Genomic DNA, 18,121 nt, shown 5'->3' on the forward strand with positions numbered 1-18,121 from the left:
CCATTCCGCGTTGGCGGGGTGGAACGCGTCCGGTTCACCCGGGAGTGCCCCGGGTAGGGTGCCCCGGGTACGGCCCCTGCTGGGCCGTCGCGGGCGTCGCCGTCGCGCCGTCCGACGTCGTACCGAGGAGGACACGCACGTGCTGGTGACCTTGCCGAGCGTCGGGATCCCAGCATGACGAGCGCCCCCGCGGCGACGGCTGCCCGGCCCACCCCCGCGCCGGCCCGGCTGCCCTCGCTGACCGGGCTGCGCTGGATCGCCGCGTTGCTGGTCTTCGGATTCCACGCGGGCACCATGCGGATCATCGCCGAGCCGGACTACAAGGCCGTGGTCGACGCGCTGTTCACCCTCGGCCTGTCCGGGGTGCAGTTCTTCTTCATCCTGAGCGGTTTCGTGCTGGTCTGGTCGGCCCGCGTAGGCGACTCCCGGCGCACCTTCTGGCGGCGACGGGTCGCCAAGATCTATCCGAATCACCTGGTGCTGTGGGGGGCGGCGCTGCTGGTCGCCTGGTGGTTCGCCGACCCGGTCCTGCCGGCGGTCGCGCTGGAGAACCTGCTGTTGTTGCAGGCCTGGGATCCCCGACCGGGCTGGTTCTACAGCATCAACACCGTGAGCTGGTCGCTCTCCTGCGAGTTCTTCTTCTACCTCTGTCTGCCGTTGGCGCTGCCGCTGCTGCGCCGGGCCCGGCCGAAGCTGCTCTGGGTGCTGATCGTCGCGCTACCTCTGCTGATCCTCGCGCTCTGGCCGGCCCAGCACCTGGTGCCGGAGGCGAGCCGCTGGTGGTTCACGCAGATCTTCCCGCCCGTACGGTCGCTGGAGTTCTGGATGGGCGCGGTGGCGGCCGAGCTGATGCGCCGTGGCCTCTGGCGGGGCCCGGGGCTGACCGCAGCCAGCGTGATCTTCCTGGCCACCTGGGTGGCAGCGGCAGAATGGATTCGCGCCGAGCTGTGGACCACGCTGCTCGCGGTGGCGTATCTGCTGGTGATCACTGCCGCCGCGGACGCGGACGTCCGAGGTAAGCGTTCCCCATGGCGGTCCCGACCGGTGGTCTGGCTCGGGGAGGTCTCCTTCGCCTTCTACCTGGTGCACGTGCTGGTGATGACGAGCGTGCTGCGCTGGAGCGGTGACTGGGGGACCGGCTTCCAGGGCTGGCGTGGCCCCGTCGCGGTGCTCGGCTTCCTACTGGTGAACCTGGTCCTCGCCGGGCTGCTGCACCGCTTCGTCGAGACCCCGATGATGCGCCGGCTCGCTCCACGCCGCCCGGCCCGCCAGGTGGCCGTCCCTCAGCAACGCACCGCCGGCATTGAAGTCAACGGCCGCGAAGACCGCACCGCCGATGGCGTCGGGACCCAGGCCCAGGCCGGCGAAGCCGCCGTCGGCGACGTCGAGCAGGCCAGCGGTCGATCGACGTACGTCGACTCGCGCTGAGGCGTCCGCACTGGTCAGCGCGGTCGGCGCGGCGTACGCCGACACGCCCGTGGTCGATGCGCCCGGGCCGGCGTGACGGTAGCGTGGGGGCGTGCTTCCGGTCGCGTTCACCTGTCCCCTGTGGTGGGTGGCGCGCTGGGCGACACGGGTGCTGACCAGCCTCGCCGTCGTCGCGGCCCTGGCGCTTGGCGCAGGCCCGGCCTCGGCCGCCGCGCCAACGCCGACCGCCGCGCCAACGCCGACCGTGCACGCAGCCCCAGCGGTCGCTGAGGGAGCCGCCGAGAAGGCCTTCCCGGTCTGCTCAGTCGACTCGCACCCGGCCCTGCGCGGCCGGGGCGTCATCGTGGTGGCCGGAGTGCCGCTGGTGTGCGCGGCCGGGTCTGAACGGCTGCCGCTCGTGGACGGTCCGAGGAGCTGGGCGCCCCGGGCTCCACCCGGGCGCTGATCCACCGGGACGAGCGTCCCGTCGCCGCGCCCTGTCGATCCACCCGTCCCGCACCTCGCCGATCCGTGGCCCACCGTGGCCCGGTGGCCGGTGGGGCTCCCACCGCATTGTTCTCTCCCCGAGGTGCCGACCATGGAGACCGTCGTCTTCTACCAGTTCGTGACCGAGGTGCCGCAGGCCGCCGCCATCTGGTCAGCCCTGTTCCTGCTGGCACTGGGCGTACTCATCGTGCTGGCCGCCCGCCCCGAGCGGGACCGGCCAACGGACGACCCGGCCCCGGCGGCGCCCACCGCCCGGGAGTTGGCTGAGGCCGAGGCCGTCGACCTGCGCCGGTACGCCGAGGAAGTGGCCGTCGCCGCGGCCGGCGCGGGGCAGAACGCCCGGCGGCGACGGGCTTCCTGGCTGACCGCTCAGGAGCAGATGGAGCGGGCCTGGGGCCGTTACGACGAGGCGGACGCGGCCGCGCGTCGCTTCGCGGGGGCCGGGGCGCTGCCCACCCCGCATACCCCCCGCACCCCCGCCGAGTACGCCTCCCGGGAGCGCTACCTGCATCGCGCGGCGGCGGCGGCGCACTGGCGGGGCGACCTGACCATGGCGCAGTTCGGCGACGTGTTCGGGCACCGGCACGGTTGGGATCCCCGGCGGCACCCGGTCGAGCAGGAGGTGCTGCTGAGCCGGGCGATCCGGGACGCGAGGCTGGCCGACTACCAGGCCGCAGCCACCCGGGAGCGGGCCGCCTGGCGGGACGCGGAACTGGCCGCCGAGTCGGCCCGCACTCTCGCCGAGGAGGCGTACGCGGCAGCGGCCCGGCTGCGGCCGAACCCGGTACCCGCCCGCCGGGCGGCTACCCGGGCGTTCCGTCCCGCCCTCGCGGCACGTTGGCGCCCGGCTCGCGCGGGTTGAGCCCGATCCGTTATGTGAGCCCGGTCATGTCAATGGCGAATCGGGCGTCGGGCACGATTGGCTCGATTCTTCCCGTGATTGTGGCCGCATAATTGGCGGCCTGTCCGGTTGTCGCCCGCAGGCGTCGCCGTAACCGGTTGTCCCATCGAGTCACATCATCGGCAATACGCGCAGAAATTGTCGCGCCGATTGGGGTTTACGCAGGTGAACCCGGCTTGGCAGGGTGAGAGCCGGCCAGTACTGTCGTCCTGTCCGGTGCGGTAACCGTTCGCAAGAGGCGACGCCGCGCCGACCCGCTCAATCGTGATCTACGAACCGGGGACCCATCAGTAAGTCCGGGGTGAATCCGCGAGCCACGGCCCGCGGTAGGGCGATCTTCCCGCCCGAATCCGTCAGCTAACCCGGTAGGCGGTGTCGGAAGGAGTTCCATCCTCGTGCAGCACCTTTCCACCCCTCGGTTGTTCCTTCGCCTCCACGGCGTAGCGGTGCCCCCGCTCATTCGTCCAGTGACGGTGAGCTGACCCCCCCGGGTCATCGCCTAACCGCCCGGCCACGCCGGGCGTTCCCCTGAGCGGTTCACCATCCGCGGACCATCGTCCGCGCGTTGGCGCCTGCCCGGATGCCGGTCCGGCCCCGGTGTGCCGCTCTCCCCCCGATCCGTGGAGGACCCCGTGAAGCACACCCTGAAGCGTCAGCTCCGTCGCCTCACCACCGAGCGCCCCTACCAGATCGTTGTCGCCTCCGCTGCGGCCCTCGCGATCGCCAGCACCACCGGCGCCCTGGTCACCAGCGCCGACGACGCCCCGGCCAGCCAGCACACCGTGACCACTGTCGCCGAGATGCGCAGCGACACCGCTGCCTCCCGCAGCGAGGCGCGCGACGCGTCCCCCTCGGCCAGCACCGCACCGACCACCGCCGCCCCCGCGCCGGCCACCAGTGCCGCGTCACCCGCGGCCAAGGCCAGCAGCAACCCGGATCTGACCCGTAAGCCGGAGCGGCCGAAGCCGCCGGCGACCAAGGTGCTCGACTACGACTACCAGGCGCAGAACACGTACTACAACTGCGGCCCGGCTGCCACCCGCAACGCTCTCAGCGCCGCCGGAATCGACCGCACCCAGAACGAGCTCGGCGCCGAGCTGGGCACCACCGAGATGGGCACCAACTCGGCCCTGGACACCACCCGGGTGCTCAACGCCGAGGTGAAGGGCTCCCCGTACCGGACCCGGATGTTCGCCGGCACGCCCAGCCCGGCCCAGATGGACCAGCTCCAGGCCGACGTCGTCAAGGCCATCACCGACGGCCGTGGCGTGGTCGCCAACGTCGTCGGCGACGCCACCGACACCAACGGCGGCTGGCACTCCTACGGCGGCGGGCACTACATCGCCGTGGTGGGTTACAAGGACAACGGCCGGACCGTGCGAATCGCCGACTCGGCCAACGCGGCCGACGCGTCGTACTGGATCACCACGATCGACCTGGCCAACTGGATCGCCAGCCGGGGCTACTCCGCCTGACCCAGGCACGTTGACCGCTTCGGGCGCCGTCCCCCACAAGGGGCCGGCGCCCGCGGCGTCTTCACCGAGCGGTCAGGCCTGCGCCGCATCGACCACCCTCGTACCTGGTCGCGAACCGTGGGAGACTGCGGCCGTGGTGGATGAATCAGGTGGCCGGGCAGGCCGTGGGCCGATCCTGTTGCTGCTGCACGGGATGGGGGCGACCGGGGACGTCTGGCTGCCCTCGGCCCCACTGCTGAAGCAGCACTGGCCCGGGCGGTGGCTGGCACCGGACCTTGCCGGTCACGGCTGGTCGGCCCCGCTGCCGTCGTACTCCTTTGATGGGTTCGCCGAGCGGATCGCCCACGGCCTGGTCGCCGACGACCGGATCGTCGTGCTCGGGCACTCGCTGGGCGGGGTGGTCGGCCTGGCGTTGGCCGCCCGCGCCGCCGGGCTGCCGGTGGACGCGGTGGTCGGGCTGGGCATCAAGGCGGTCTGGTCACCCGACGAGCTGACCCGCGCGGCCGAGCTCGCCGCGCGCCCGCTGAGCTGGTTCGCCAGCCGCACCGAGGCGGCCCGCCGCTACCTGCGCGTCTCCGGGTTGGTCGGCCTGGTCCCGCCGGATCATCCGGTGGTGGACGCCGGGTTGCGTCAGGTCGACGGCCGGTGGCGCCTCGCCATGGACCCGACAGCCTTCGGCGTCGGCGAGCCAGACCTGGCCCCGTTGCTGGCGGCGACCGACGTGCCGGTGGTGCTGGCCCGCGGGGAACACGACCCGCTGGTCACCGACGAGCAGCTCAAGGCGTACGGCGTTCCGGTCGTCACGCTGCCCGGTCTCGGCCACAACGCACACGTGGAGGACCCGGCTGCCGTGCTGGCGCTGCTCGACCCGTACCGACGCGGGTGAGCTGGATGAAGCGGACGCGGTGGCTGGTCACCTGGCTCCGAGCATCCGGCGGACCCGGCCGGCGACGGCCTGCTTGACCCGCCCGCGCAGTGACCGCGCGTGGAGGGTATTGACCTCTGTCTGGAGCGTCCGGGTTTCGTCCCGCAGCCACTGGATGCGCGTCAGCAACTCCTCGGGAGAGTAGGCGGAGACCGGCCGGACCGCAGGTGGGTAAACGGTCTGGCGGACCTGCTCGTCGAAGCGGGTGGCGCTGTCTCCGTCGGCGAACGAGAGGCCGAGGTCGTGCTTGGCGAGGAACGCGGTGATCCGCGCGAAGCGCTCCTTGTGGCCCTCGTTCAGGGCCGTGTAGTCGGCTTCCGCATAGAGTTGGGCAGCGTCGACGTCGGCCGGCGCATCGCGCAACAACCGGTGCGGGATGTCGAAGTATCGGGCCAGCTCCAGGGTGCGCGAGTCGTGCGCCAGCAGATAGCCGGGGATGCCCGAGATCAGCGCCGTGATGGTGCCGTGGATCCGGGTGCCGAAGGCGAAGTCGAACCCGGAGAGATAGTCCATCCAGGGCCACGGGTCCATGAACATCCGCACCTTGTCCTCGACGAAGAGCGGGTGCGAGGTGTGGATCGGCATGTCGGCGGTCTTGCCCCGCAGCTTCGGCGCGTCGCCGTAGAGCAGGGTGCCGAGGGTGTAGAGGTCCTGTGCCACGTAGCGCAGGTTCGGGTAGCGCTGGTGGTGGTGCAGGATGAGGGGGGCCAGCGCCTTGACGTACGGCGAGATGACGAACGCGAGCCGGTCGTCGATGCCCAGGGTCGCCTTCGTCTTCTCGATGCGCAGGCTGTCGCCGTGCAGGAACATCGACGGGCAGCCGATCTGCTCGACAGCCGAGAAACCCAGCTTGCGTAGGTAGTTCTCAGTGATCTCGCCGCGTACGCCGATGCTGTGCGAGTGGTCGAGCACCGCCCGGCAGAACGCGCTGACCGGCTCGTCGATCGGGCGGAGCTGCTCCAGGTCGCCGTCCACGTCGGTCTGCGCCCCGACTCCGAGCACCACCACCGGGATCTTCAGCCGTTCGATCAGCCGAGCCATCGACGTCAGCCGCTTCGCGTAGTCATGACGGAACGCGTTGGCCAGTGGTATCACGAAGACGTCGTACTTCTCGTTGATCTCGTCGGCGTCGCGTGGGTCCGCCCGGAAGCGCGACGGGGTGATCTCGGCCGTGGAGGTCGCCAGCAGCTTGTGCGCGGCGTGGCTGAAGACCAGATTGCCGGTGTTCTTACCGATCCAGTCCCGCTCGTACGTCTCCTCGGCGCTGAGGACGTCGAACGGGCCCTTGCGGGCGCGCAGCAGGATCCGCTTATGCATCGGTGGCTCCACCTCTCGTCCGGCGGCGGTGGCGTCCAACCCCGGAGATCGCCCGGCAGTGTCCCGGGAGGCGGCACATCTGTCACCTCCAGGCCCCGCGATACTAGGCCACCGGCCGGCCGGCGGCCGCACGCGGCGATCGGCCCGCAGGATCGCGGCGGGTCAACGATTCAACAAGCGTCGCACCCGGCCGCCGACCGCCTGCCTGACCCGGGTCCTCAGCTCTTGCTGCTTGAGGGTCTCGACCTCGGTCAGCAGCCTTCGGTTGTGGTCGCGCAGCCACTGCACCCGTTCCAGCAGCACATCGGAGCCGGTGGCGCCGGCCGGGCGGACGGCGGGTGGGAAGGTGGTGGCGCGGACCTGCTCGTCGAAGCGGGTGGCGCTGTCGCCATCGGCGAAGGCGTGCCCCAGGTCGTGCTTGGCGAGGAAGGCGAGCATGGTCTCGAAGCGGGCCTTGTGCCCGTTGTTCAGCGCCGTGTAGTCGGCCTCCGCGTAGAGGTCGGCGGCGTCGACATCGGCCGGCACGTCCGCCATCACCCGGTGCGGGATGTCGAAGTACCGGGCCAGCTCGAGCGTGCGCGAGTCGTGCGCGAAGAGGTAGCCCGGCGTGCCGGCCACCAGCGCGGTGATGGTGCCGTGGATGCGGGTACCGAAGGCGAAGTCGAACCCGGACAGGTACTCCATCCAGGTCCACGGGTCCACGAACATGCGCACCTTGTCCTCCGTGAACAGGGGGTGCGAGGTGTGGACGGGGATCGCGCTGGTTTTCCCTCGGTCCGCGGGAGCGTCGCCGTAGAGCAGCGTGCCGAGGGTCTTCAGATCCTGCGGGAGGTAGCGCAGGTTCGGGTAGCGCTGGTGGTGGGCGGAGACCACCTCCGCCATCGACTTCACGTACGGCGAGATGGTCAGCGCGACCCGGTCGTGCGGGGTCAGGAACTCCTTGCGCTTCTCCACCCGCAGGCTGTCACCGTGCAGGAACATCGACGGGCAGCCGATCACGTCGACCGCGGAGAAGCCCAGGGTGCGCAGGTAGCTCTCGGTGATCTCGCCCCGAACCCCGATGCTGTGCGAGCGCTCCAGCACGGCCCGGACGAAGCGGCTCACCACGTCGTCGATCGGGCGCAGGTATTCCCGGTCGCCGGCGACGTTGGTCTGCACGCCCACCCCGAGAACCACCACCGGGATCTTGAGCCGCTCGATCAGCTTGGTCATGGCCGCCACGCGATGCGCGTAGCTGCGCCGGAAGGCGTTGGCGAGCGGGATGACGTACACGTCGTACTGCTCGTTGATCTTGTCGGCGTCGCGCAGGTCGATCTTGAACTCGGTGGAGGTGATCTGCGCCGTCGTTGTGCGGAGCAGCTTGTGGGCGGCGTGGCTGAAGACCAGGTTCCCGTTGTTGTCGCCGATCCAGTTGCGTTCGAAGGTCTCCTCCGGCGCGTAGACGTCGAAGGGGCCCTTCTTGGCCCGCATGAGGATCCGCTGGTGCATCACTAGCTCCACCTCTCGTCCGTGGCGACGTCCGCCCGGAACACCCCGGACCGGCCGGGATTGGCGGTGCGCATCGAGCACCTCCGGCCCCGCGATTTTAGGGCACGCGACAGCTGACGCCTCGGACCGTACCCGTCCAACCGTTCCCCAGCTGGCCGAGCGGGCGGCCCGCCCAGGCTGCTCTCCCCGGACCACCGGGGGTGACCGAGGCCGGGCCGCCCCCGGCGGCCCGGCGGCTCAGGTGGTGGGGGAGGCCGCCACCCGGTCCGGCTCGACCGGCCGCCCGGGCGACGGCGGGCTCCAGCCCGGCTCCAGCTCGCGCCTGGCGGCGTCCAGGAACGCGTCGGCGTACGACTCGGCCGGGAAGTCACCGAGGTAGCGCCGCCGGGTCGCCCAGCGCTCCGGTGCCATCGGATCGGCGCCGAGCAGCCGGCCCAGCACATCGTCCAGGTTCGTCATGTCCCGGTGCAGCACGTAGCCCGCGCCGGCCAGCGGGAACCGCTCGGTGAACCGGTGACCCTGGTCGCCCATGTCGGTCACCGCGAAGGGCTTGCCGGAGTAGAGGTAGTCCGAGATCACCCCGGAGATGTCGGAGATCAGCGCGTCGGAGCGGTTCACGCAATCCACCAGGCTCAGGTCGCGGGCGGCGGCGCCCCAGACGTGCGGTCGACCAGTCCGCGCCCGGTCCGCCGCGAGCAGCTCGGTCAGCCGACCCAGCTGCCGCGCCGATGCTGGGTTCTGCGTGGTGTACGGGTGGGCGCGCAGGATGACCGTTACGCCCCGGTCGAGCAGCTTGCGCAGCATCGGTTCGGCCACCGGCAGCGAGCAGTAGTCCGCGTCCGCGTGGTGTCCCGTCCAGGTCGGGGTGTAGAGCACCGTGCGGGGTGCCTCGGCAGCCAGGGGCTCCGGGCGTACGTTGATCGACTCGACCTGCGGGCGGCCCACCACCACGAACTTCTCCGCAGGGATCTGCACCCCGGCCCGGGCGTACCGGTCGATTGCCGCCGGGCCGGCCACGAAGATCCGGTCGAAGATCCCCGACACCGGGTTGGCGCTCGGCGCCTTGTCGCTGTCGCCGTGGTGCAGCTGGACGTGGGTGAGCTGGGTGAAACGGATGCAGTGGCTGTTCTTCGCACCGTGGTTGACGTAGAACGCCGCCCGGAGGCTCGGCACCAGCACCTCGTCCATCGCCCTCAGGGTGGGGCAGTAGACCACTGGCGCATCGGTGGCCGCGGCGATCGGGGCCAGGAACTCCGGCTCCCTCAGCACGACCATGAACGGCCGGCCGATCCGCTCCAGATACGGCAGCCACATGGTGACCTGGTACTCCGAGCCGGGAGGCGCGGAGAAGTAGAGCAGGAACTCCGGCTGGTGCTGGCGCAGCGCCCGGCCCACCGCCCCGCCGCCGGCCGGTGGCCGGAACCGGCGCCGGGCCAGATCCAGCGCGATCGCGCCGGCGCCGGCACCGACCAGCAGGGCCGCCGCGAGAGCGACCAGGGCCGGCATGGTCGCCGCGGCGGCCAGCGCCACCACGGCGAGAAGCCCGAGCAGCGCGTCGCCGAGGTGCGTGGCGACCGGCACCGTCCAGGACCGCACCGGCAGGTTGGCCGCCCGGATCTCCAGGTTCCCGGCGTGCCGCAGCGGGCCCACCAGCAGCACCAGCCCGAGCAGCACCAGCGCGGCGGCGGCCAGCGCGGGGTCGAACCCACCGTCCAGCCGTCGGGCGTAGCCGACCAGGACGGCGGCGGCGATCAGTGTCGTCTCAGCGGCGGTGTCCGCGCCCTGGCGGATCCGTCGCTCAGCGGCGGTGGCGACGAGGGCGGCCACCGCCAGCGCCAGCCCCCAACCGGTCGCCCCGGTCAGCGCCACGACCAGGAAGGCCAGCACGGCCAGCCCGATGCTCAGGCACCGTGCGATCAGTTTCCGGACCAGGTCACCACGCATGTCGCTCCGTTCACCATCGTCCCGCTCAGCAGTGCTCGGCCGTCAGCCGACGGTCGCCGAGGCGGCATTGGTCTCGTCGGCTACCCGCGGCTTCTGGGCCGGCACGGCCTGCGTCGCTTCGCCCGGCGCCCGGCGTACGTCGATGACCTGCCCGGTGAGTTCCGAGATCAGCACGTCCAGCGACGACTGGGCGACGGCCTCCGCGGCGAGCAGGGTGTGCTCCGGCTCCTCGCCGAAGGCCCGCGTCCGCATCGGGGTGGCGGTCCGCTCCGGGTTGATGCAGTTGACGCGTACGCCGACGTCGGCCCATTCGTCGGCGAGCGCCTGGGTGAGGTTGACCAGGGCGGCCTTGGTGGCCGAGTAGAGCGCGTAGCGGGCTCGTCCCCGGGTGTAGGAGCTGGACGTGTAGAGCAGCAGCTGGCCCTTGGTCTGCTGCAGATACGGAAGGGCCTGGCGGGCGATGGTCACCGGGCCGACGAAGTTGACCTGGAGCAGCCGGTCCATCGTCTCCTCGTCCATCTCGGCGAGGGCGCCCCTCTCCAGGATGCCGGCGGTCACCACCACGTGGTCGATCCGGCCGGTGGCCTCGAAGGCGGTCTTCAGCGCGGCCTCGACGTCCCCGGCCCGCTCCACGTGGGTGCCGGTTGTGGAACGGCTGAACGGGAAGACCTGGGCACCGTAGCGACGGGCCAGCTCGGTCAGCTCGTGGCCGATGCCGTAGCTGCCGCCGAACACGACGATGGTGCGGCCGATCAGCTCCTCGCTGTAGCTGCGGTGGTCGGTCAGCCGGGGCGCCTGCGCCGCGGCGAGCTGGAAGAGCTTGTCCGCCAGGTGCACGTCGACCGGGTGGGTGACCTTGATGTTCTCGTCCGAACCGTCGATAACCTTGATCGGCGTGCCGGGCAGGTAGCGCAGCACCACACCGCAGTCGTCGGTGGCGGCGAAGTTCGGGTCGCCCTCGGCGATCCGGTACGCCTCGCGGATGGTGGGGGAGCGGAACGCCTGGGGGGTCTGGCCGCGGCGCAGCGCGGAGCGGACCGGAATGTCGGTGATGCAGTCGTTCTCGTCGACCTGGATGATCGTGTCCGCCGACGGGATGGCCACGTCGACCGCGGAGTAGCTCCAGAGCGCGTTCACGCACTCGCGGACGATCCGACCGCTGACCAGGGGCCGCACCGCGTCGTGGAAGAGGATGTTGACGTCGCCCTCGCCGACCGCGTCGAGCGCGATGCGGGTGGTGGCGTTGCGGGTGTCGCCACCCTCGATCACCTTGGTCACCTTGCGGAAGCCGGCCTTGTCGACGATCTGCTGGGCGTCGGGGACGTGCCCGGTCGCCATCAGCACGATGATCTCGTCGATCTCCGGGGCGGCCTCGAAGATGGCCAGGGTGTGCTCGATGATCGGCTTGCCGGCGATCTTCAGCAGCTGCTTGGGGATGCCGAGCCCGAGTCGCGTCCCCGTACCCCCGGCGAGGATCACGGCCACTGTCCGCGAGGGGCGCCAGAGTGCCGGGCTCGCCGGCGTGGCACCCGGTGCGGGGCTGTGATCCTGGATCATTCTGCCGGTCCTCGCTTCCACCGAAAGGGTGTTTTGTGCGTCGATGACGAGATATGAACTGTGGTCGGCGCCCAGGAAACCTTAGCGCCTACGACTGACCGCACCGACCGGGCAAGCGTGCGCCCGGCCGATGCGGTCGTCGACCTGTCTACTTGCCTTCGTAGGCGTTGCACACCTCGTCGGTCGGGCCGTCCATCTTCAGGACGCCACTCTCCAGCCAGATGGTCCGCTCGCAGGTGTCCCGGATCGAGCCGATTGAGTGGCTCACCAGGAAGACGGTGCCGGCGCTGTCGCGCAGTTCGCGGACCCGCTGTTCGCTGCGGCCCCGGAACTTGCGGTCACCGGTGGCGAGCGCCTCGTCGATGAGCAGCACGTCGTGCTTCTTCGCCGAGGAGATGGCGAAGCGCAGCCGGGCGCCCATGCCGGAGGAGTAGGTGCGCATCGGCAACGAGGCGAAGTCGCCCCGTTCGTTGATCCCGGAGAACTCGATGATCTCCGGAGCCAGCCGCTTCACCTCCTCGGGAGGCATGCCCATGGCCAGGCAGCCGAGCACCACGTTGCGCTCGCCGGAGAGGTCGTTGAGCAGGGCCGCGTTCACGCCGAGCAGCGAGGGCTGGCCGAGCGTGTAGACCGCGCCCCGGGCCGGTGGGAGCAGGCCGGCGATGGTCCGCAGCAGGGTCGACTTGCCGGAGCCGTTGCTGCCGATCAGCCCGATGGCCTCACCCTGGTACGCGGTGAAGCTCACGCCCTTGACCGCGTGCACCTCGCGGATGTTCGGCGCGTTCGTGCGGGACACGATGCGCTTGAGGGCGGAGACCGGACTGGTGGTACCGGTGGCGCCCTTGTGGATCTTGTAGATCACGTGCACGTCGTCCACCACGACGGTGGGTACGCGCCCCGTGTCCACCACAGCGTCCACCGCGGGCAGGGTCTGCTCAGCCACGGCCGTACTCCTTCTCTCCGCGCCAGAAGTAAACGAACCCGCCGAAGCCGACGGCCGCTGCCCAGGCCGCAGCGAGGAGCCACAGCCGAGTCGGCGAGGACGCGATGTGGTCGGGGTACGCCGATTCGAGCAGTGAATACCGGGCCAGCTCGATGTAGACCAGGATCGGGTTGGACTCCAGCGCGGTCGCCGCCCAGCCGGGAAGCCGTTCCGCGAAGAGCGTGACGCTGTAGAGCACGCCGGAGCCGTAGAGCCAGGCCCGCATCACGAACGGCATGACCTGCTTCAGGTCGGTGACCTTCGAGCCGATCCGAGCCATGATCATGGTCAGCCCGATGTTGAAGATCGACTGGAGTAGGAGCGTTGGCGCGATCAGCAGCCAGCGGAAGGTGATCGGCTCCCCGGTGGCCAGCACGATCGCGGCCAGCACCAACATCGACATGAGCAGCTGCTGGAACTGCACCAGGGTGACAGTGATCGGCAGGGCGGCGCGCGGGAAGTGCAGCGCTCGAATCAACCCCAGGTTACCCGTGATCGCGCTGGTGCCCTGCAGCGCCGCGCTCTGGGTGAACGTGAAGATGAAGATGCCGGTGCAGAGGTAGGCGATGAAGTTCGGCACGTGCCGGTCCTGCGCCACGATCACGCCGAAGATCAGGTAGTAGACCGCCGCGTTGGTGAGCGGGGTCAGCACCTGCCACAGTTGGCCGAGTTGCGTGTTGCTGAACGACGACGCGACCTTCGCCCGCGAGTATGCGGACATGAAGTGTCGATACGCCCACAGTTGGCGGGCGTACGCGCCCAGGGACGGAGGTTCCCCGGCGACCTTGAGCCCGTACCGCTGCGCGAGTTGGGCGCGGGGGGTCAGCCCGGATTCGAGGTCGGCCACCGCGGTGTTGGCCATGGTGAGGCGCTCCGATCTTTCGTGCTGATGGGGAGCAATGAGAATGCTTCGCGGCGATGAAATCTAGCGTGGCCGGTATGGGGAGGCCGCTCCGCTGCTGCGTGGAAGGTAGTGGAAAACACGTCGGGACGCAACCGTAGCGTCGTTGCGCTACATTCTCCCACGTGACGACCGAGAAGAGGCGTGCTCCCGCCGGTGCGGCCGTTCTTCGCGACGACATCACCACGGCCATCCGCCGAGCCGTCATGCAGGAACTGGCGCAGACCGGCTACGGCCGGTTCTCCGTCGAGGCGGTCGCCCGACGGGCCGGTGTCAGCAAGACGGCGATCTATCGGCGGTGGCGTTCGAAGCTGGAGCTGGTGCTCGACATGGTGAGCGCGGTCGCCGGCAAGAGGCTGCCGCTGCTCGACACCGGCAGCCTGCAGGGCGACGTCCAGCTGCTGCTCATGGTCGCCTCGGGGGCCCTTGGCCACCCCCTGGCCTCGCAGATCATTCCGGACCTGCTGGCCGAGGCGGCGCGCAACCCGCAGATCGCGGAGACCCTCCAGCGGGCGCTGCGCGACTACCAGGTCCGGATCGGGGAGATGGTCATCGGCCAGGCGGTCGACCGGGGAGAGCTGCCGGCCGGCACCGACCCGTCGGCGGCGATCGATCTGATCATCGGCCCGATCTACTGGCGGCTCGCGATCTCCCGCTCGCCGCTGGACACCACCGAGCTGACGAACATGGCTAACGCGATCGTGGCCGCGTTGCGGATAACATGTGCTGGTTTGGTGGAGAGTGAGGCCCCCAGAATGCCGGCCCAGTGACCGAGCCCCCACCCGACCAGGCCGCGCGTGAACCTGCGCCCGTACGAGTCGCCGCAGATTTCAACGGGCTAGTATCGCCATCCGAACCCCCGCCTGCACCGTCTAGACCCAGGAGGATCCCCCATGGCTGGGCAGAACCCAGACTTCATCCCACCGGCACGTCCGATCATCGGTGAAGCTGAGATCGAGGCGGCTGTGCGGGTGCTGCGCAGCGGAAAGGTGGTGCAGGGGCCCGAGGTGGCGGCGTTCGAGGAGGAGTTCGGCGAGCTCGTCGACGGTCGGCACTGCGTCGCCGTCAACTCCGGCACCTCGGCGCTCCAGCTGACCCTGATGGCGCTCGGGTTCGGCCCCGGCGACGAGGTCATCGTGCCCTCGTTCTCCTTCGCGGCCAGCGCCAACGCCGTCCGGCTGGTGGGTGCTGAGCCGGTCTTCGTCGACATCGAGGCGGGCAACTTCTGCGTCGACCCGGAGGCGGTCGCCGCGGCGATCACCCCGCGCACCGTCGCGATCATGCCGGTGCACCTCTACGGCCACCCCGCCGCGATGGACAGGATCATGGCGATCGCCGAGCGGCACGACCTCGCCGTCGTCGAGGATGCCGCCCAGGCACACGGGGCCGGCCTGCACGGCACCCCGGTCGGCGCCTTCGGCACCGCCGGCTGCTTCAGCTTCTACCCCACCAAGAACATGCACTCCCTGGAGGGCGGCATGATCAGCACCGGGGATGCCGGGCTCGCCCGCACCCTGCGGCTGCTGCGCAACCAGGGCATGGAGCAGCGCTACGCCAACGAGATCGTGGGCGCCAACATGCGGATGACCGACGTGGCGGCGGCCATCGGTCGGGTGCAGCTGACCCAGCTCGGCGAGTGGACCGAGCAGCGTCGCGCGAACGCGAAGTTCCTCGACTCCACCATCACCAGCCTGGTCACCCCGCCGGTGGCTGACGGCGCCCGGCACGTCTACCACCAGTACACGGTGCGGGCACGGGGCGACCGGGACGCCACCCAGCAGCGCCTGACCGAGCTGGGTATCGGCAACGCCGTCTACTACCCGACGCCGATCCACCGGCTCAAGCCCTACCTCACCGAGGACGGCAAGCCCGGCCCGTGGGAGCTGCCGGAGACCGAGCGGGCCGCCGCCGAGGTGATCTCGCTGCCGGTGCACCCGTCGCTGACCCAGGTCGAGCTCGACCGGATCGCCGAGGGTGCGAACCTCGCCGGGGGTGCCCGATGAACGAGCGGGGCAAGCTGCGCGCTGGCCTGATCGGCCTCGGTGCGATGGGTCGCAATCACGCCCGGGTGCTCTCCAACCTGGATGGCGTCGAACTGGTCGCCGTCGTCGACCCGGCCGGCGACACCACCGGCACCCTGCGGGCCCCGGTGGTCCCGGAGCTCGGTGACCTGCTGGCGATGGGCATCGACTACGCGGTGGTCGCCTGTCCGACCGCGCTGCACGAACGGGTCGGCCTGGAGTTGGCAGCCAACGGGGTGTGCGCGCTGATCGAGAAGCCGCTGGCCCAGTCCGTCGAGACGGCCACCCGGCTGGTCGAGGCGTTCGAGTCCGCAGGTCTGGTCGCTGGCGTCGGTCACATCGAGCGCTACAACCCGGCGCTGCAGAGCCTGCGTATCCGGCTGGAGGCCGGTGAGCTGGGCGAGGTCTTCCAGGTCGTCACCCGGCGCCAGGGCCCGTTCCCGCACCGGATCGCCGACGTCGGCGTGGTGATGGACCTGGCCACCCACGACATTGATCTCACCGCGTGGGTGACCGGTCAGGAATACGCATCGGTCTCGGCTCGAACGGTCTCCCGTAGTGGCCGGCTGCACGAGGACATGGTCGCCGTTGTCGGCCAACTCGCCGACGGCACGATGGTCAATCACCTGGTCAACTGGCTGAGCCCGCTCAAGGAGCGGTCCACCGTGATCACCGGTGACAAGGGCTGCTTCGTCGCCGACACGCTCACCGCCGACCTCACCTTCTACGCCAACGCTGCCATCGACACCGAGTGGGAGGCGCTGCGCGCGTTCCGGGGCGTGGCCGAGGGCGACATGGTCCGCTACGCCATTCCGAAGCGGGAGCCACTGCTCGTCGAGCACGAGCGGTTCCGTGACGCGGTCGAGGGCAAGGAGAGCGACATCGTCACCCTGCGGCAGGGTCTGCGTACCGTGGAGGTCGCGGCGGCGCTGCTGGAGTCGGCCTCCGACGGCAAGGTCCTGTCGGTCGTGCCCGGCGGCAGCGACGCGGAGCCTGCACTGCGATGAGCCCGGCGCCGGCTCGGCGGGTGGTCTCGGCGGTGCGGCGGCGCGTTCCGCGGCGTTTGCGTATCGCGCTCCGCCGTGCCGCCGTGGGCACGCGGCCCTGGGAGACCCCTTCGATACGCGAGCTCTGTGAGCTTCCCGCTGGTACGCCGCTGCTGGTGCACGCGGGCGGGGTCGCAGGCGACCGGGCGCTGGCCGGCGTGGTACGCGCCATGGCCCGGTTGCCCGAGTTCCACCTGGCGCTGGTCCGCGGCGAGGCGGAGCGGGCGGCCACCGAGGACCTGATCCGCCGGGCCGGCAAGGCCCGGCGGCGGATCCACGAGGTGCCGCGCCCGAACACGATGACCGCAGCGTTCCTCGCCTCGGCGGACGTGGCCGTGTTCGGGTTCGAGCCGGACGCCGGTCTCGCGCTGCTCGACACCTACCTCGCCGCCGGGCTGCGCGTCGTCGCGGCGGACAGCCGGGCGGCCCGCGAGCACCTGGCCCGGCACCGGGCCGGAGACTTCTTCGCGCCCGGTTCGCTGCCCTCCTTTGCGAAGGCGGTGGAGCGGGCCTGGCAGCGCGGGGACGCGCCGCCCGCACCGGACGAGCTGCCGGTCGCGCCGATCGAGGCTGGCACCCCGGGTCCCTGGCGGGCGCTCGGCGCCGGTCCCGTCCGGTTGGGGCTGGGCACGGCCAACTACGCCGGGCAACTCTCCGCCCTGGCGGTGGCGCTCACCGCCGCGCGGGCGGACGTCGGCATCGAACTGGTGATGGCCAAGCCGCCGGCCACCTATCGTTACCCGGCCGACCGCTACCTGAACTACCCGGGCGAACACAGGCTCGACGTGCAGGGGGAGCAGGCCCTCCGGGTGCTCGGCTGGTACACGCACCTGATCGTGGACGCGTTCCGCCCGGTGCTCGGCCGGGGCAACGGCGACGACATCTCCGCAGACCTGCCCGCGCTGCGTCGGGCCCGGCTCAAGGTCGCGTTGCTGGCGCACGGCAGCGAGATCCGCCATCCGGGCGCGCACCTGGAGCGGCACGCCGAGTCCGCGTTCCGGGACGCGGACTCCGAACTGCGCGAGCGGCTCACCATGGTGGCCGAGCGGAACCGGCGCACCGCAGAGGAGAGCGGCCTGCCGTTCTTCGTGACCACCCCCGACCTGCTGGACGACGTGCCGTTCGCCACCTGGGCGCCGCTGATCGTCGACGTGGACGGCTGGGCCTGCGACCGCCCGGTGCTGGAGCGCGCCCGGCCGGTGGTGCTGCACGCGCCGTCGAAGCGGTGGACCAAGGGCACCGACCGGCTCCTGCCGCGGTTGCAGGAGCTGGACGAGCGACGGATCATCGAGTTGCGCTTGGTGGAGGGTCTGCCGCACAACGAGATGCGTCGCCTGGTGCAGGACTGCGACATCATGGTCGACCAGTTGGTGATGGGCAGTTACGGCACCTTTTCCTGCGAGGGGATGGCCGCCGGCAAGGTCGTGGTGGCGTACGTCAGCGAGGGGCCGCACCGGGCGGCCGGCGTCTCGCCGCCGATCGCCAACGCCACTCCCAGCACCCTGGTCAAGACGATCGAATCGTTGCTCGACGACCGGCCCGCCGCGGTCGCCCTCGCCGCGGAGGGCGCGCGTTACGTCCGTGCCCACCACGACGGGCGACGGACCGCCGAGGTTTTCGATGCCTTCCTCCGGTGACCCGCCCCCACCT

At 70.8% G+C, this 18,121-nt stretch carries 15 protein-coding genes and 1 riboswitch; of the genes, 9 read left to right on the forward strand and 6 right to left on the reverse strand.

The window, feature by feature from the left end; translation table 11 throughout:
* The first annotated feature begins 174 nt into the window (after positions 1-174).
* The 5 genes from GA0070619_RS06345 to GA0070619_RS06365 all read left to right on the forward strand — a co-directional run bounded on the left by GA0070619_RS06345 (position 175) and on the right by GA0070619_RS06365 (position 5,176).
* Positions 175-1,428, forward strand: a complete 1,254-nt coding sequence (locus GA0070619_RS06345; protein ID WP_088947197.1) for an acyltransferase family protein — start codon at positions 175-177, stop codon at positions 1,426-1,428.
* Between the two features lie 91 nt (positions 1,429-1,519).
* The gene (locus tag GA0070619_RS06350) at positions 1,520-1,873 is read left to right on the forward strand and encodes a hypothetical protein (protein ID WP_088947198.1); all 354 of its coding nucleotides are present in this window, start codon (positions 1,520-1,522) and stop codon (positions 1,871-1,873) included.
* Between the two features lie 132 nt (positions 1,874-2,005).
* Positions 2,006-2,776 carry a hypothetical protein gene (locus GA0070619_RS06355; RefSeq protein ID WP_088951593.1) on the forward strand — a complete coding sequence of 257 codons (771 nt, stop codon included), beginning with the start codon at positions 2,006-2,008 and terminating at the stop codon, positions 2,774-2,776.
* Positions 2,777-3,060: 284 nt separating this feature from the next.
* Positions 3,061-3,202: riboswitch (cyclic di-AMP (ydaO/yuaA leader) on the forward strand.
* Positions 3,203-3,435: 233 nt separating this feature from the next.
* Complete coding sequence (locus GA0070619_RS06360; protein ID WP_172861990.1) at positions 3,436-4,290, forward strand: C39 family peptidase; 855 nt, start codon at positions 3,436-3,438, stop codon at positions 4,288-4,290.
* Between the two features lie 133 nt (positions 4,291-4,423).
* Positions 4,424-5,176, forward strand: coding sequence for an alpha/beta fold hydrolase (locus GA0070619_RS06365; protein WP_088947200.1), 753 nt, complete (start codon positions 4,424-4,426; stop codon positions 5,174-5,176).
* Positions 5,177-5,203: 27 nt separating this feature from the next.
* Here the strand turns inward: GA0070619_RS06365 and GA0070619_RS06370 are convergent, their stop codons facing one another.
* The 6 genes from GA0070619_RS06370 to GA0070619_RS06395 form a co-directional block, all read right to left on the reverse strand.
* Positions 5,204-6,532, reverse strand: a complete 1,329-nt coding sequence (locus GA0070619_RS06370; protein ID WP_088951594.1) for a polysaccharide pyruvyl transferase family protein — start codon at positions 6,530-6,532, stop codon at positions 5,204-5,206.
* Positions 6,533-6,694: 162 nt separating this feature from the next.
* On the reverse strand, positions 6,695-8,020 hold the full coding sequence (locus GA0070619_RS06375; RefSeq protein ID WP_088947201.1) for a polysaccharide pyruvyl transferase family protein: 1,326 nt from the start codon (positions 8,018-8,020) through the stop codon (positions 6,695-6,697).
* Positions 8,021-8,257: 237 nt separating this feature from the next.
* Positions 8,258-9,964: a CDP-glycerol glycerophosphotransferase family protein gene (locus tag GA0070619_RS06380; protein WP_088947202.1), complete on the reverse strand. Its 1,707-nt coding sequence runs from the start codon at positions 9,962-9,964 to the stop codon at positions 8,258-8,260.
* Positions 9,965-10,006: 42 nt separating this feature from the next.
* Entirely contained in the window at positions 10,007-11,521 is a 1,515-nt protein-coding gene (locus tag GA0070619_RS06385) for a bifunctional cytidylyltransferase/SDR family oxidoreductase (protein WP_088947203.1), read from the reverse strand.
* Between the two features lie 148 nt (positions 11,522-11,669).
* Entirely contained in the window at positions 11,670-12,464 is a 795-nt protein-coding gene (locus GA0070619_RS06390) for an ABC transporter ATP-binding protein (protein WP_088947204.1), read from the reverse strand.
* A complete protein-coding gene (locus GA0070619_RS06395) occupies positions 12,457-13,365 on the reverse strand; it encodes an ABC transporter permease (protein WP_088947205.1) in 909 nt (302 codons plus the stop codon). Before GA0070619_RS06395 ends, GA0070619_RS06390 begins: the two co-directional genes overlap by 8 nt.
* A 164-nt stretch (positions 13,366-13,529) precedes the next feature.
* Here GA0070619_RS06395 and GA0070619_RS06400 point away from each other — a divergent pair, with 164 nt between their 5' ends.
* The 4 genes from GA0070619_RS06400 (at position 13,530) to GA0070619_RS06415 (ending at position 18,108) form a co-directional block, all read left to right on the forward strand.
* Positions 13,530-14,174 carry a TetR/AcrR family transcriptional regulator gene (locus GA0070619_RS06400; protein ID WP_088947206.1) on the forward strand — a complete coding sequence of 215 codons (645 nt, stop codon included), beginning with the start codon at positions 13,530-13,532 and terminating at the stop codon, positions 14,172-14,174.
* 123 nt (positions 14,175-14,297) lie between these two features.
* Positions 14,298-15,407 carry a DegT/DnrJ/EryC1/StrS family aminotransferase gene (locus GA0070619_RS06405; RefSeq protein ID WP_088947207.1) on the forward strand — a complete coding sequence of 370 codons (1,110 nt, stop codon included), beginning with the start codon at positions 14,298-14,300 and terminating at the stop codon, positions 15,405-15,407.
* A complete protein-coding gene (locus tag GA0070619_RS06410) occupies positions 15,404-16,432 on the forward strand; it encodes a Gfo/Idh/MocA family protein (protein ID WP_088947208.1) in 1,029 nt (342 codons plus the stop codon). The genes GA0070619_RS06405 and GA0070619_RS06410 overlap by 4 nt, the downstream gene beginning before the upstream one ends.
* Before the next feature lie 83 nt (positions 16,433-16,515).
* Positions 16,516-18,108 (forward strand): glycosyltransferase, encoded by a 1,593-nt coding sequence (locus GA0070619_RS06415; RefSeq protein ID WP_231927298.1) that lies wholly within the window; start codon positions 16,516-16,518, stop codon positions 18,106-18,108.
* The last annotated feature ends 13 nt before the right edge of the window (positions 18,109-18,121 follow it).

Origin of the sequence: Micromonospora zamorensis (assembly GCF_900090275.1) — a bacterium.
Lineage (GTDB): Bacteria > Actinomycetota > Actinomycetes > Mycobacteriales > Micromonosporaceae > Micromonospora > Micromonospora zamorensis.

Bases quoted from the DNA above. Each gene is read 5' to 3' on its own strand.
- GA0070619_RS06345 (WP_088947197.1), top strand. From the start codon at position 175: ATGACGAGCGCCCCCGCGGCGACGGCTGCCCGGCCCACCCCCGCGCCG.
- GA0070619_RS06395 (WP_088947205.1), bottom strand. From the start codon at position 13,365: ATGGCCAACACCGCGGTGGCCGACCTCGAATCCGGGCTGACCCCCCGC.
- GA0070619_RS06405 (WP_088947207.1), top strand. From the start codon at position 14,298: ATGGCTGGGCAGAACCCAGACTTCATCCCACCGGCACGTCCGATCATC.
- GA0070619_RS06375 (WP_088947201.1), bottom strand. From the start codon at position 8,020: ATGCACCAGCGGATCCTCATGCGGGCCAAGAAGGGCCCCTTCGACGTC.
- GA0070619_RS06380 (WP_088947202.1), bottom strand. From the start codon at position 9,964: ATGCGTGGTGACCTGGTCCGGAAACTGATCGCACGGTGCCTGAGCATC.
- GA0070619_RS06355 (WP_088951593.1), top strand. From the start codon at position 2,006: ATGGAGACCGTCGTCTTCTACCAGTTCGTGACCGAGGTGCCGCAGGCC.
- GA0070619_RS06410 (WP_088947208.1), top strand. From the start codon at position 15,404: ATGAACGAGCGGGGCAAGCTGCGCGCTGGCCTGATCGGCCTCGGTGCG.
- GA0070619_RS06370 (WP_088951594.1), bottom strand. From the start codon at position 6,532: ATGCATAAGCGGATCCTGCTGCGCGCCCGCAAGGGCCCGTTCGACGTC.
- GA0070619_RS06385 (WP_088947203.1), bottom strand. From the start codon at position 11,521: ATGATCCAGGATCACAGCCCCGCACCGGGTGCCACGCCGGCGAGCCCG.